Consider the following 13,190-nt stretch of genomic DNA (forward strand, 5'->3'; position numbering starts at 1 on the left):
CATCCGGCGTGCAAAAAATCACTGACGTTCAACGTGCTTCTCCGCTTGTCTCTACAGGAAGATCTCCTGGTTGGCACTGACCTCGTCAGCGATGAACCTGGCGACCTCGCGGATGTGTGCAGCTTTGCGATGGTCTTCATGCACATGCATATAGAACGAGCGTTTGATGTTGACCTCGTCAGCAAGGACGGGAATCAGCTTGGGAAAGGAGTTCGCGATGTAGGCAGGCAGGATGCCCAGGACAGTGCCGCCCAGAACCGTATGAAGTTGAGTCAGCAGGTTGGTGCTACGCAAGCGCGAAACGAGCTCTACGTCCAATCCACTGGAAAAATTGAGCTGGGGCGCGAACAGGAGCTCTTCCACGTACCCTACGAATGGATGTTGCTCAAGGTCCTTCTGGGTGAGTATCGGAGGGGACTCCTCGAGGTACTGACGGGTTGCGTAGATTTGAAGGCGGTAGTCCGTGAGCCGCCGAGAGGCAACACGCATGTGTTCCGCCGTCGCTAGGCTAATGCCTATATCAGCCTCCCGCTTGGAAAGACTGAACACCCGAGCAGCCGCATAGATCTCGACCTCAAGATTAGGGTGCCTTCTTGTCAGCTCGGCCATCCTCGGGGCAAGGAATACGCTGCCGAAACCATCCGGCGCACCAATCCTGACCAAGCCGGAAATCTGGCCTAGGTCGCTCTCGTCGCTCTTGTATGAAAGCACGATACTTTCCATATTTTCGACAGCGTTTAGAACCCGCTCCCCTTCCGGAGTGAGCTCGTAGCCGGAATTGCTCTTGTGAAAAAGTCTTATATTCAACCCGTCCTCCAGCGCAGAAACGTGCCTGGCAACGGTTGTGTGCTCTGTTCCAAGCATTTCGGCTGCGCCCGATAGGGTTCCTGCTCGGGCCACGGCTAGAAAATATCGAAAGTCATCCCAATTCTCTTTTTTTTGTTTTTTTGTCATCACTCTGCTCCTGGCCTTGGGGCGAAAACCCTCAGGATCCTGCATAGACCCCGCTCGCGAATCAGCGCCTATGTGGGTCCTGAATGCGTCTACTGGCGCAAGTGTACCTAGGTAAATGCCTGACTAGGGAGCCGGCACCCTAGTCTATTTGCGCTTGGCGCCTTCGCATCAGGCTGTGCGCTGGATAGGTGGCCATACGCTGACCGTCCCCCTTTTTTTGCACACCCGTTGAGCAGATTCTGCTCTGTGCCACGCTATAGGGCCCTCCTACACTCGGTTCTATTACCGCTGGCGATAACTGACAAGGCCGCTGTTTTAAGAAGCATGAACCATCAGTTGACCATTACGTTATTGGAGCGCGGGCTGCAATGATCCAACGATGGCGGCCTATGCAACTGGCCGGCAGTCTAGAACAAAAACAAAATGAGCCCCCCGGGCCAAGGAACTGCAAATGAGTGAGATTGCGCAAACCGAAAGTGTCACCGCGTCCGACTTAGGACGGCAGGACAGAAAGGTTATTTTCGCCTCGTCCCTCGGGACTATCTTCGAGTGGTACGACTTCTTCCTGTATGGCGCCATGGCGGTCATTATAGGCAAGCACTTCTTCTCTGGAGTCAATGACACTACTGCCTTCATTTTCGCTTTGATGACGTTTTCTGCTGGCTTCTTGGTACGACCCTTCGGCGCACTAGTGTTCGGTCGTTTGGGCGACATGATCGGCAGGAAATATACATTCATGGTGACCATCGTCCTCATGGGTGTATCAACCTTCCTTGTAGGTATCCTTCCCACCTATGCGTCTTGGGGCATTGCCGCTCCGATCCTTCTCGTCGTTCTGCGTATGCTCCAAGGCCTGGCGCTCGGCGGAGAGTATGGCGGGGCTGCCACCTATGTCGCCGAGCATGCGCCTAGAAACAAACGAGGCCTGTTCACTGGCTGGATTCAGTCAACAGCGACCTTTGGACTCCTGCTTTCACTGCTGGTCATCTTGATCTGTCGCAAAATCACTGGCGATCAATTCGAAGTGTGGGGCTGGCGAATTCCTTTCCTGTTGTCTCTGATCATGGTGGGTATCTCGGCCTGGATTCGTATGAGCATGCATGAATCGCCTTCCTTCAAGAAAATGAAGGAAGAAGGCACCACGAGTAAATCACCAATCAAGGATGCGTTCGGCTCTTGGGAGAACTTGAAGGTTGTATTGATCGCCCTGTTCGGCATCAACGCCGGTCAAGCAGTAACCTTCTACACCTCGCAATTCTATGTCCTGTTCTTCATGACTCAATTCTTGAAGATGGACCCCGCGCAAGCTAATACACTGCTGATCATCAGCGTGGTCATCGGCGCACCGTTCTTCGTCATATTCGGATCGCTGTCCGATAAAATTGGTCGCAAGCCCATTCTGATGACGGGATTGCTACTCGCTACCGTTCTTTACTTCCCATTATTCAAAGCGTTGAGCCATTACGCAAACCCGCAGATCTCGCAAGCCAGCATGACGGCGCCTGTCACAGTGACTGCCGACCCTGCGTCTTGCACCTTCCAGTTCGACCCGGTTGGCAAGGCCAAGTTTGATAGCCCTTGCGACAAGACAAAGGCTTACCTGGCCAAGATGGGTATCCCTTATGAAACCATTGCCAGCCCGACTGGCAGCGAGATCGAGATTGCTGTTGGCAGCACCGTACTCAAGGGTTTTGATGCTGTAGCCATCAAGAACGTGACCGTAGCGGCAGGCTACCCATCCAGCGCTGATCCGGCTCAGGTCAACCAACCTATGGTAGTCGCGATTATCGTCGCTCTGATTCTGATTGCATGCATGACCTACGGTCCATTGGCAGCAACGATGGTGGAGCTGTTTCCAACGCGTATACGTTACACCTCGATGTCCTTGCCCTACCACATCGGTAACGGTTGGTTTGGCGGGCTGCTGCCCACCATCTCTTTCGCCTTGGTCGTTTATACAGGCGATATCTACTACGGCCTCTGGTACCCCGTCCTCATCACAGGCGTCAGTCTCGTCATCGGCGTCATTGCACTCAGAGAGACCAAAAACGTCGACCTCGATGCAGTAAAAACTTCGAAGTAAAGCGTTGACTTTAGAACTGTAAACAAGGAGACATCATGAATGCTTCATTGAACAAGAACAACACTACAGTGGCTCAGGTCAAGTTGCTGATCAACGGTGAATGGGTCGACTCCAAAACGAACGAATGGCTCGATGTTGTGAACCCAGCGTCACAAGCCGTATTGGCAAAGGTACCCATGGCCACCCAAGAGGAAGTCAAGGCGGCCATCGATGCCGCCGAGCGTGCATTTCACAGCTGGAAAAAAACCCCGCTAGGCGCACGCATGCGCATCATGCTCAAGCTCCAAGCGCTCATTCGTGAGAACTCCAAGCGCATCGCTGAGGTTTTGAGTGCCGAACAAGGCAAGACTATCGCCGATGCCGAAGGTGATATCTTTCGTGGCCTCGAGGTAGTGGAGCACGCTTGTTCTATTGGCAGCCTGCAAATGGGCGAGTTTGCCGAGAACGTCGCGGGGGGCGTCGACACCTACACGTTGCGACAGCCCATCGGCGTCTGTGCCGGCATCACGCCGTTCAACTTTCCAGCCATGATCCCGCTGTGGATGTTCCCGATGGCGATCGTTACGGGCAATACCTTCGTACTCAAGCCGTCGGAACAGGATCCGCTCTCCACCATGATGCTGGTAGAGCTCGGGTTGGAGGCTGGTATTCCAGCTGGGGTCCTGAACGTAGTCCATGGCGGTAAAGAAGTCGTCGACGCGCTCTGCACCAACCCAGATATCAAAGCTATCTCGTTCGTAGGCTCCACGCATGTGGGTACTCACGTCTATAACCTGGGCAGCCAGCACGGCAAGCGTGTTCAATCGATGATGGGCGCCAAGAACCATGCCGTGGTGCTGCCTGATGCGAATCGCGAGCATACGTTGAACGCACTGGTGGGCGCCGGTTTCGGTGCAGCCGGGCAGCGCTGCATGGCTACCTCGGTGATTGTCCTGGTCGGCGACGCCCGTACGTGGTTGCCTGATATCAAAGAATTAGCTCTGAAACTGAAAGTGAACGCCGGCTCTGAACCCGGTACAGATATCGGCCCGGTGATTTCCAAGCGAGCCAAACAGCGAATCCTCAGTTTGATCGAAAGCGGTGTCCGCCAAGGTGCGAAGCTGGAACTTGATGGCCGTGATATTAGCGTCCCAGGTTTCGAAGAAGGTAACTTCATCGGACCTACTTTGTTTTCGGGCGTCACTACCGATATGGATATTTACACTCAGGAAATTTTCGGACCGGTTCTCGTCGTCCTGGAAGCTGACAGCTTGGACGAGGCCATCGCCTTGGTGAATGCGAATCCGTTTGGCAACGGTGTGGGGTTGTTTACTCAAAGCGGCGCCGCAGCTCGAAAATTCCAGAGCGAGATCGATGTCGGCCAAGTAGGTATCAACATCCCGATTCCAGTACCCGTACCGTCGTTCAGCTTCACAGGTTCACGCGGGTCGAAACTCGGTGACCTTGGTCCCTATGGCAAGCAGGTCATTCAGTTCTATACGCAGACCAAAACCATTACAAGCAGATGGTTTGATGACAAAAGCATAAGCGAAGGGGTTAATACTACGATAACGTTGAAGTGAGATGTGATGCCCGGCTAAGCACTGGGCATTTGCATAGACAAGTCGTTTAGGACAAGTGCATAAGCTTTATGAGACTCTGGCTGTTTAGATATCCTTATCAATCTCGTTGCGAGGCATGTGCTCTCCGGCCTAACTAATGCGAGAGGTCTAGCGATCACCCTTTGAACGTCTGCTTCCGGCCAAGCGCCGTCATTGACGCCACGGCCTTGGTCCATGAAATCGCGCCTGCTTCTTCTCATCCAGCCTTCTTCTGGTCAAGCAATGCATCCTTCCAACCAAATACGCCTACTCCATTGCAGCACTACACCGCTCCCCCAAACGCTCAACCAGTCTGATCAGATAGCCATCAGGATCTTGCACGATGAACTCTCGCTGCCCAACCTCGCCCTGGGCCACCCGATACCAAGTGTCCGCACATTCGCGGTAAAGCGCGTATCCGGCTTGGCGAAGCTTGTGAATATTCGGCGCAACAGCGACGACATCGATCTGCAGATTGATCCCCCTTCCAAAAGGCTTGCTCAACGGCGCAGTGAGCCATTGGCCGGCGTCCGGATCTGCCTGTTCAAGCATCACTTGAGCGCCGTTCAAATCCAGGTAGGCAAAGCCATCCTCTGGACGTTGATAAGCCACTTCGAAACCCAGGCAAAACACCCAGAACGCCAAGCTGGTATCCAGGTCAGTGATCATCAATTCAGGGACCAACTTGTTACGTTCTAGCATAATGAATTCCTTTTCAGCAGGGCTTGAGCTTGGGTAGCTCATCAGGGTATCAGGCCTCGTTCTGCGGACGCGGCGCCAGACTGGAAGCCTTCGAGACAGACTCCAAAAACAGTCTGGTTTGTCGGTTTGATCTCAGATGAACAACTTGGCATCCCTCGGGCGCTTTCGCGATAAGTTCTTTCATTTTGGCCCGTGCCGAACGACGCGTTGACCACATGAACCTGAAAAACTCCGGGAGATTGCCCAGCAGTTCCGGGCAGTCCTCAGGCAGATCAACACGGCTGTTGCCGCGGTGGTGCCAAGTACGACGCAGTACTCGCCAGAACCGGAGTGCTGACGAGCGATCGATCCAGATCAGCAGATCCGCTCGGGAGACGCGATTGTCCCACGTCACTGAGTGCCCTCCTTCGAATATCCATCGATCACGGGCTTCGACTTCGCTACATAGACGTGTCTTCTCGTCATAGCTGCGCTCCACCCATCCAGGCTGCCAATGGATGGTATCGATGTGTACGACAGGCAGCCCGGTGCGGCGGCCCAACGCTTGAGCCAACGTGCTTTTCCCTGAACCCGGTTGGCCAATAATCATCACGCGTTGCATGTGAGCTTCCTACTCTCCATATATACGTTGTGCGAAGGTACCGTTCTTGCAGTCAGCCATGTCATGCGCAACCGCATTGCGGTCGCCTTCGATGCTCGGTCGTGGGCCGGTCGACGAACCCTTTGCAAAAGAAGCACCAGCCAGGAACGCCCCATGACACTGACCGCCACACGCTTTATCGAAATCGCCCTGTCCAACGAGATCACTGCGCAGATTGTCGAACGCTTGCCCTCGCTGAAACTGGCTCAATGCATGGTCACCGCCGGGTGCCTTTTCCAAGCTGTCTGGAATCACGTTTCCGAACGCCCGGTCGCTTGGGGCGTGAACGATTACGATGTTTTCTACTTCGATGAAGACGTGTCATGGGAGGCTGAAAACCGTGCCATTGTCGCTGCACAAACGCTGTTTCAGGACCTGAACGTCACGGTGGAACTGAGAAACCAGGCACGTGTGCACCTCTGGTTCGCAGACCGGTTTGGCGTAGATTATCCGCCTCTTCGCTCAGCGAAAGAGGGTATCGACCGCTTTCTGATCAGCTCGACTTGCGTCGGCCTTGATACCGCCACCGGAGAACTCTATGCATCCCATGGTCTGGCTGAGCTTGAGCAAGGCATTCTGCGCATGAACCCGAACTTTCCTCAGCCGGACCAGTTCCGCATAAAGGCGCTCAGTTATCAGGCGAGATGGGACTGGTTGCGGGTGGCGCCCCAACCTTTTTAACCCGCCGTGGGCATGCTAAAGGTCTGCTTGAGAACATTGATCAAAAAGCCGCCAAAGCGTGCCAAGACAAGCTTAACCGTTTGGAGTGAGGTAGCCAGGCCAATACGCTTGTCAGCATCCGCACCATCACTGACTTGACGCCGACCACCGTGATTGGTCTGAAAGCGGTTTGTGAGCATCGGTAAAACGCTTGAGTCCATGGGAAAATAAGCTGCACTATCGGCAGCGACACCCACCGGCCCACACTGGATACACTCATGAAATACAGCATCCTGGCTTCGCTATTGGTTTTGAGCCTGAACGCATCGGCCGCTCAACAGAGTCTTGACCTGCCCAGCTGCAACATCAAAGCCCAACGCGAACTGGTGGGCGAAACAGGCGGAAAGATCACCGACCCCCGACAAGCCCACATCTCGGTACGCGCCAACATTCTGAGCGCGGACATCGGCACTACACGAAAAGCCCGCAAGATTACCCAAGCTGAAGCCGACCAGATGATCGAACGCGTTGCGGCCATCCGTCGTCAAACCGACGAGTTTGTACAGCAGCAGGGTTTCTTGAGTGCTGCGGAAAACGCCAGTTACGACCGGGAATTCGACAGCATCGCCCTGCAGCTTTGCAAATCGGAAAATCCGATCAAATGAAGTGGGTCTCCCTCTCAGGATGAGAGACGTCCAACTCACAACCCAGCAAATCAACCATTCACCCCAGACCATCCAAGGGCGATTTCCTTCAATACGGGCCCAGCAATGATCTTTACCGTCAGTGCTCCGTTACCCGTATTGAAGGTGCCTGATGAGTATCGTCGTTTCCATGGCCGTTTTCGCGCTGGCCTCCTCCATTAGCCCCGGCCCGGTCAACCTTGTCTCCCTGAGCTGTGGCGCACGCCACGGAGTGCGGGCCGCCCTGCCCCATGTCACGGGAGCGACCCTGGGGTTCATCCTGCTGCTGTTGCTCATGGGCCTGGGACTGCACGAAGTGCTGAACCGATGGCCATGGTTGACGCAGGTCATTCGCGTCGCTGGTGTGATCTTTCTGCTTTATCTGGCCTACAGGCTGGCAATCAGTGATGGTCGAGTGGACTCCGTGCAGGCGCAAGCGCGCCCCTCTGCCTTCACGGGCGCGCTGATGCAATGGCTCAATCCGAAGGCCTGGCTCGCGTGCCTTGCGGGCATGGGCGCGTTTGTCGCCGATGGCGATGTGCAGATGGTGTGGGTCTTCGCGCTGATCTATCTGGTGGTCTGCTGGCTATCCCTGGCCAGCTGGGCCTGGGCCGGTGCTTCGTTGCGGGAGTATTTGAACAGCAACACCAGAATGCGCGGCTTCAATCGGGTCATGGCCGCGCTGCTCGGGGGTTGCGCCGTGTACCTGCTGCTTGAGTAGGCACGCCGCGATATTGTCCGGGCGTGCTCGCCAGGGCGCGCTTGAACAACCGCTGCAAGTGCGCCTGATCCGCGAAGCCCACGCGCGCGGCGACCTGGGCAATGCCTTCCCCCTGGCGCAAATGGTCGCGGGCAAGTTGGAGGCGGCAGTCGATCAGGTAACCATGAGGCGTGAGCCCATGGCACGCCTTGAAGGCACGGATCAGGTAAGAAGGCGACAGCTGTACGGCTGACGCGATGTCCTCCAGACGCAACTCACTGGCGCAATGTTCGCGGATGAATGCCGCTGCCTGGGACATTTTGTGCGGCTCACACCGGGCGTCATTACTAACAGGTTGCAGCCTTGCTATCAGTCGCTGGAAAAACTTCAGCGCCGCACCCTGCATGATGTTCGGCGCGCAGTCGTCGGCGGTGAGCGTGTGGTACAGATCGTCCAAATCTTCGAACAGGTTGACGTCGGCGCTATAGGTCTGCGCAAAAGGCACGAAGTCTTTTTGCATGCCAGAACGTTGTTGCTGTTGCAGCGCCGCAAGCCACTGGGCATCCACGTAGAACATGCGGTACCCCCAGGGCTGTTCATGAACGGGGTTGCAGGCGTGCACTGCACCGGGGTTCATGAGTACTACACTTCCGGCGCCGATCAAACGGCTACTGTCGCCATTGAGGTAAGTACTTTGCCCCTGCGTAATCGCGCCAATCGAGAACGTCGAATGTGAATGGCGCGCGTGGCTGAAACGGCGACCGTCTTCGACGTTGCGGATTTCCAGATGCGGAACAGCATGATGCCGCCAGTAGTGAGACATGGGTCCTCCAGTCACGCGACTTGAATGTATCCGATTGCTCTGGGCGGACCAACGACGAGCTGGCCGTTCTGGAACTCGGACAAGGCATCAGCATCGAAGTCTGTGTTAACGCAGATAACTTTGCACATCCAGAACAAGGTCGACTTCATGAAACTGAAAACTTTTTACTATGGCGCTGCGTTTCTGTGCGCCGCGACGTTGGCCGGTTGCTCCACCAACACCGTCGTCACGTTGCAGGATGGGACACAGTACATCACCAAGGATGTACCTGACACCAAAACGAAAGATGGCTTCTATGAATTCGAAGACGTTTCGGGCAAGCAGGTAAGAATCAAGGCGGATGAAGTCGCTACCGTGAAGGAAGAGGATTGATCCGACCGTAACGCCTGGCGCCGGCGACACACAGGATCACCGCAACGGTGACGCCGAACATGCCGAGGCTGACCTGTTCGTGCAGGAGTGCGGCGGCCAGCGCCAGGCCAAAGAACGGTTGCAGCAACTGAAGCTGTCCGACCGCTGCGATGCCGCCCTGCACCAGGCCGCGATACCAGAACACGAAGCCGATCAGCATGCTGAACAGCGAAACGTAAGCCAGGCTCAACCAGGCCGGAGTGCTGATGCGCGAAAACGACACGGGCGCCAACCACGCGGTCAAAGGCATCACGACCGGCAGCGACAACACCAGCGCCCAGCAGATCACCTGCCAACCACCCAATGCTCTGGAAATCTTTGCCCCTTCGGCATAGCCGAGGCCGCAGGCCAGAATAGCCAGGAGCATCAGAATGTCGCCAGTCGGCGAGGCGGTCAGTCCCTGGCTGAAGGCGAACCCGACGACCAGCAGACTGCCCAGCACCGAGAAAAACCAGAACGCCGGCCGAGGACGTTCGCCACCGCGCAGGACACCGAACGCGGCGGTGGCCAGCGGCAGCAGGCCGACGAACACGATGGAATGGGCCGACGTCACGTATTGCAACGCTAGGGCCGTCAGCAGCGGAAAACCGATCACCACGCCCATCGCCACGATGATCAACGACGGTATCTGCCGACGGGCCGGTCGCCGTTCCCTGAACAGCAAGAGCAGGCACAGCGCGAGCACGCCGGCAATGGCTGCCCGCGCCACGGTCAGAAAGACCGGGTCGAACTCCAGCACCGCGATACGCGTAGCAGGCAGCGAACCGCTGAAGATCACGACACCGATGAGGCCATTGATCACACCGCTCGCGGGTTTCTCTGTTGCCGGGTTCTGGTTAGAGGTGCGTTCCATTGTGCGTCCACTCTGCGCTGGGTTGCGTGCAGCGCATCCTATGGCCGACTATCACGACAATCAAAAAATTGTCATGGATACATTTCGAGATGGCGGGCTCCCGGTACAAGTCGTTGGTGGACACCTTTGCAGCCGATATCCGCGCCGGGCGTTTGCCGCCGGGTACGCGTTTGCCGACCCACCGCCAACTTGCGGCCACCCATGGCTTGGCCTTGGTCACCGCCAGCCGGGTGTATGCCGAACTGGAGGCCATAGGACTGGTCAGCGGGGAGACCGGGCGCGGTACGTTCGTGCGCGAGACGTCGTTACCGCCCGGACAAGGCATCGATCAGCCGGACGTTGCGGCGGGTGTGATCGACCTCAACTTCAACTATCCGGCCATGCCGGGGCAAGCCGACCTGTTGCGCAGTGCCCTGCGCCAACTGGCGCTGTCCGGCGACCTGGAAGCTCATTTGCGCTATCAGCCACATGCGGGCCGCTTGCATGAACGGGCTTCCATCGCCCGTCATCTGCTCCAACGTGGCGTCACGGTCGATGCCGAGCAGATTCTGATTGTCAGTGGCGCCCAACACGGTTTGGCGGTGAGCCTGATGGCGTTGCTGCAACCGGGGGACGTGATTGCGGCCGATGCACTGACCTATCCGGGGTTCAAGCTGCTGGCCAAAACATTGCACCTTGAAGTGGTGCCCATTCCTGTCACGGCCAAAGGACCGGACCTGGATGCCCTCGCCTCGCTCTGCCGCCGCCGTCCGGTGCGGGCCGTATACACCATGCCCACGTTGCATAACCCATTGGGTTGGGTGCTGCCGACCGATCAACGCGAGCGCCTGGTGGCGATCGCCCGCGCACATGATCTGACAATCATCGAAGATGCAGCCTACGCGTTTCTGGCACAGGATCCTCCGCCGCCGATCATCGAGTTGGCGCCTGAAAGAACCCTTTATGTGTCGGGGTTTTCCAAGAACATCGCCACCGGATTGCGCGTTGGCTACGTCGCAGCGCCGATGGACCGATTGGACGCGTTGAAGCGCACGGTCAAGGCCACGACCTGGAACACACCCGGCGTCATGACGGCCATCACCTGCGCCTGGCTCGACGATGGCACGGTCGCCGCACTGGAAACGCAAAAACGCGCAGATGCCCGAGCCCGGCAGGCGTTGGCCGACTCGCTGCTGTCAGGGTTGCCCGTGATACGTCATCCCGCTTCGTACTTTCTGTGGCTGCCGCTGGCGGAGGACGCAAGAGCGGACCAAGTCACCCTGGAGTTGATGCGCGAACACGTGTCGGTTTCGACGGCCGAGCCGTTCTGCACCTCGGCTCATGTCCCTCATGCCATACGGCTGGCGCTCGGTTCGGTGAGCATGGAGACCCTGCGTGAAGCGCTGACCACCGTAAAGCGGGTGGTCGGAGCCTATATCTGATCTCGGTTCACTCAGGTACGAAAACGAGACACGAGGTCGTTCAACTCGACCGCCAGACGCGACAGCTCGTGACTCGCCGCATTGGTCTGCAGGGCGCCGGCCGCAGACTGCGCGGACAGGTCACGAATGGCGACCAGATTGCTGTCCACTTCACGGGCGACCTGAGCCTGCTCTTCCGCGGCACTGGCGATGACCAGATTGCGTTCGTTGATCTGGCCGATGGCAGCAAAGATGTCTTCCAGTACCGCGCCGCAGGCTTGAGTGATTTCCAGAGTCCCTTGCGCGCGCAGGGTGCTATCGCGCATCGAGTCGACAGCTTGCTCGGCGGTAGTCTGCACGCTGCCGATCATCTGCTCGATCTCGCGGGTGGACTCCTGAGTGCGATAGGCGAGCGTTCGGACTTCATCGGCGACCACGGCAAAGCCGCGCCCCGCCTCACCGGCACGGGCGGCCTCGATGGCTGCATTGAGGGCCAGCAGGTTGGTCTGCTCCGACACCGCACGGATCACGTCCAGTACCTTGCCGATGTTGCGCACTTCGCCGGCCAGGTGCTGGATACGCTCTGCGCTGCCCTGGATTTCAGTTGTCATCAACTGCGTACCGGCGATGTTTTCGCGAACCTGTTGACGGCTTTTCTCCGACAGCGTGTTTGAGGCTGTCGCCGCTTGCGAAGTGGACACGGCATTGCGCGCGACTTCTTCGACGGCGCTGGTCATCTGGTTGACTGCAGTGGCAGCTTGTTCAAGTTGCATGTCTTGTTGCTGCAGGCCACGGTTGCTTTCCTCGGTCACCGCGTTGAGCTCTTCGGCCGCCGAGGCAAGTTGGGTCGCGGAACCGGAAATCAGGATCAAGGTGTTGCGCTGGCTGGCTTGCATGCGCTGAAGCTCGACGAACAAGTCACCGATCTCGTTGCGGCCCGGCGACACGACCTCCTGGGTCAGGTCGCCGTTGGCGATGCGTTTGAAATGCTCACCGGCCTCACGAAGCGGGCGCAGTACACGGCCGGAGATGAACATCCAGCAAATCACGGCCAGCGCCAGCGTGATGCACGCCAGTGCCAGGGATAGCCGCTTGGCGGTTGCCAGGCGATCACTGGCGTCCTGATTGATCTCAGCGGCACGGGCATCCAGGGCGCCGACCAGATTCACCCGGATTTCCTGAAGCTTGGTCATGCCCTTGCCAGCGCTGATGTTGACCACGAAATACTGGTCCGCCGAGCGTGCACGGGTGGCGGCGCGCTGGCCGACGATGGCGGTGCCGTACTCGGCGAACGCGGCCTTCAAGTCGTCGGCGAGCGCTTGAAGTTTCGGGTCGCGTATATCGGCCGTCGAGGCATTGAGTTTGGCAATGGCATCGTTCCAGATGCCTTCACTGCGCACCAGCCGGGCTTCCGCATCCTCGAATCGACCGCCCACGGTTTCGATGAAGGCCGATGACACATTGGCACTGGTACGGATGGCCAACAGCAGCGAATTGTTGATACCGTCAATCTGTTGTGAAGTATGTCTGAGCTCGTCGACCTGGTCGTAACTGCGCACCGCCGATGACCAACTGTTGACGATCGAGAACATCAGCGCGATGACAAATAACACCAACACGCCGATCATGCCTGTGCGGACTTTCAAGTGGGCGAACATGGAAAAGCTCCGGACTGCGAATAGATTGTTGTAATACGCTATC

General features: G+C 57.3%; 13 protein-coding genes. 7 read left to right on the plus strand and 6 right to left on the minus strand.

The annotated features are described in order from the left end of the window. Positions 1 to 51 precede the first annotated feature (51 nt). Positions 52 to 954: a LysR family transcriptional regulator gene (locus tag ASF66_RS09580; RefSeq protein WP_056843670.1), complete on the minus strand. Its 903-nt coding sequence runs from the start codon at positions 952 to 954 to the stop codon at positions 52 to 54. A gap of 451 nt (positions 955 to 1,405) precedes the next feature. On the opposite strand from ASF66_RS09580, the gene ASF66_RS09585 reads away from it, so the two are divergent. Next, positions 1,406 to 3,037: an MFS transporter gene (locus tag ASF66_RS09585; RefSeq protein ID WP_056843671.1), complete on the plus strand. Its 1,632-nt coding sequence runs from the start codon at positions 1,406 to 1,408 to the stop codon at positions 3,035 to 3,037. A 35-nt stretch (positions 3,038 to 3,072) separates the two neighbouring features. Continuing rightward, positions 3,073 to 4,599, plus strand: a complete 1,527-nt coding sequence (locus tag ASF66_RS09590) for a CoA-acylating methylmalonate-semialdehyde dehydrogenase (protein ID WP_056843672.1) — start codon at positions 3,073 to 3,075, stop codon at positions 4,597 to 4,599. A 285-nt stretch (positions 4,600 to 4,884) separates the two neighbouring features. Here the strand turns inward: ASF66_RS09590 and ASF66_RS09595 are convergent, their stop codons facing one another. Continuing rightward, positions 4,885 to 5,319 (minus strand): bleomycin resistance protein, encoded by a 435-nt coding sequence (locus ASF66_RS09595; RefSeq protein WP_056843673.1) that lies wholly within the window; start codon positions 5,317 to 5,319, stop codon positions 4,885 to 4,887. Positions 5,320 to 5,368: 49 nt separating this feature from the next. After that, entirely contained in the window at positions 5,369 to 5,920 is a 552-nt protein-coding gene (locus ASF66_RS22000) for an AAA family ATPase (protein WP_082484613.1), read from the minus strand. Between the two features lie 153 nt (positions 5,921 to 6,073). On the opposite strand from ASF66_RS22000, the gene ASF66_RS09600 reads away from it, so the two are divergent. The 3 genes from ASF66_RS09600 to ASF66_RS09615 all read left to right on the plus strand — a co-directional run bounded on the left by ASF66_RS09600 (position 6,074) and on the right by ASF66_RS09615 (position 8,023). Then, on the plus strand, positions 6,074 to 6,640 hold the full coding sequence (locus ASF66_RS09600; RefSeq protein WP_056843674.1) for a nucleotidyltransferase family protein: 567 nt from the start codon (positions 6,074 to 6,076) through the stop codon (positions 6,638 to 6,640). Positions 6,641 to 6,897: 257 nt separating this feature from the next. Beyond that, positions 6,898 to 7,284 (plus strand): hypothetical protein, encoded by a 387-nt coding sequence (locus tag ASF66_RS09610; RefSeq protein WP_056843676.1) that lies wholly within the window; start codon positions 6,898 to 6,900, stop codon positions 7,282 to 7,284. A gap of 151 nt (positions 7,285 to 7,435) precedes the next feature. Next, positions 7,436 to 8,023, plus strand: a complete 588-nt coding sequence (locus ASF66_RS09615; RefSeq protein WP_056843677.1) for a LysE family translocator — start codon at positions 7,436 to 7,438, stop codon at positions 8,021 to 8,023. Here the strand turns inward: ASF66_RS09615 and ASF66_RS09620 are convergent. After that, positions 7,974 to 8,825 (minus strand): AraC family transcriptional regulator, encoded by an 852-nt coding sequence (locus ASF66_RS09620; protein WP_056843678.1) that lies wholly within the window; start codon positions 8,823 to 8,825, stop codon positions 7,974 to 7,976. The two genes, ASF66_RS09615 and ASF66_RS09620, sit on opposite strands and share 50 nt — an antisense overlap. 147 nt (positions 8,826 to 8,972) lie before the next feature. Here ASF66_RS09620 and ASF66_RS09625 point away from each other — a divergent pair, with 147 nt between their 5' ends. After that, positions 8,973 to 9,197 (plus strand): YgdI/YgdR family lipoprotein, encoded by a 225-nt coding sequence (locus tag ASF66_RS09625; protein ID WP_049858979.1) that lies wholly within the window; start codon positions 8,973 to 8,975, stop codon positions 9,195 to 9,197. Here ASF66_RS09625 and ASF66_RS09630 read toward each other — a convergent pair. After that, positions 9,175 to 10,089: a DMT family transporter gene (locus ASF66_RS09630; protein WP_056843679.1), complete on the minus strand. Its 915-nt coding sequence runs from the start codon at positions 10,087 to 10,089 to the stop codon at positions 9,175 to 9,177. The two genes, ASF66_RS09625 and ASF66_RS09630, sit on opposite strands and share 23 nt — an antisense overlap. Before the next feature lie 89 nt (positions 10,090 to 10,178). Between ASF66_RS09630 and ASF66_RS09635 the strand changes: the two genes are divergently transcribed. Beyond that, positions 10,179 to 11,510: an aminotransferase-like domain-containing protein gene (locus ASF66_RS09635; protein WP_056843680.1), complete on the plus strand. Its 1,332-nt coding sequence runs from the start codon at positions 10,179 to 10,181 to the stop codon at positions 11,508 to 11,510. 11 nt (positions 11,511 to 11,521) lie between these two features. Here the strand turns inward: ASF66_RS09635 and ASF66_RS09640 are convergent, their stop codons facing one another. After that, a complete protein-coding gene (locus ASF66_RS09640) occupies positions 11,522 to 13,147 on the minus strand; it encodes a methyl-accepting chemotaxis protein (protein ID WP_056843681.1) in 1,626 nt (541 codons plus the stop codon). Positions 13,148 to 13,190: the final 43 nt, after the last annotated feature.

It is taken from the genome of Pseudomonas sp. Leaf129 (genome assembly GCF_001423465.1).
GTDB lineage: Bacteria > Pseudomonadota > Gammaproteobacteria > Pseudomonadales > Pseudomonadaceae > Aquipseudomonas > Aquipseudomonas coleopterorum.

Bases quoted from the DNA above. Each gene is read 5' to 3' on its own strand.
- ASF66_RS09580 (WP_056843670.1), bottom strand. From the start codon at position 954: ATGACAAAAAAACAAAAAAAAGAGAATTGGGATGACTTTCGATATTTT.
- ASF66_RS09585 (WP_056843671.1), top strand. From the start codon at position 1,406: ATGAGTGAGATTGCGCAAACCGAAAGTGTCACCGCGTCCGACTTAGGA.
- ASF66_RS09590 (WP_056843672.1), top strand. From the start codon at position 3,073: ATGAATGCTTCATTGAACAAGAACAACACTACAGTGGCTCAGGTCAAG.
- ASF66_RS09595 (WP_056843673.1), bottom strand. From the start codon at position 5,319: ATGCTAGAACGTAACAAGTTGGTCCCTGAATTGATGATCACTGACCTG.
- ASF66_RS22000 (WP_082484613.1), bottom strand. From the start codon at position 5,920: ATGCAACGCGTGATGATTATTGGCCAACCGGGTTCAGGGAAAAGCACG.
- ASF66_RS09600 (WP_056843674.1), top strand. From the start codon at position 6,074: ATGACACTGACCGCCACACGCTTTATCGAAATCGCCCTGTCCAACGAG.
- ASF66_RS09610 (WP_056843676.1), top strand. From the start codon at position 6,898: ATGAAATACAGCATCCTGGCTTCGCTATTGGTTTTGAGCCTGAACGCA.
- ASF66_RS09615 (WP_056843677.1), top strand. From the start codon at position 7,436: ATGAGTATCGTCGTTTCCATGGCCGTTTTCGCGCTGGCCTCCTCCATT.
- ASF66_RS09620 (WP_056843678.1), bottom strand. From the start codon at position 8,825: ATGTCTCACTACTGGCGGCATCATGCTGTTCCGCATCTGGAAATCCGC.
- ASF66_RS09625 (WP_049858979.1), top strand. From the start codon at position 8,973: ATGAAACTGAAAACTTTTTACTATGGCGCTGCGTTTCTGTGCGCCGCG.
- ASF66_RS09630 (WP_056843679.1), bottom strand. From the start codon at position 10,089: ATGGAACGCACCTCTAACCAGAACCCGGCAACAGAGAAACCCGCGAGC.
- ASF66_RS09635 (WP_056843680.1), top strand. From the start codon at position 10,179: ATGGCGGGCTCCCGGTACAAGTCGTTGGTGGACACCTTTGCAGCCGAT.
- ASF66_RS09640 (WP_056843681.1), bottom strand. From the start codon at position 13,147: ATGTTCGCCCACTTGAAAGTCCGCACAGGCATGATCGGCGTGTTGGTG.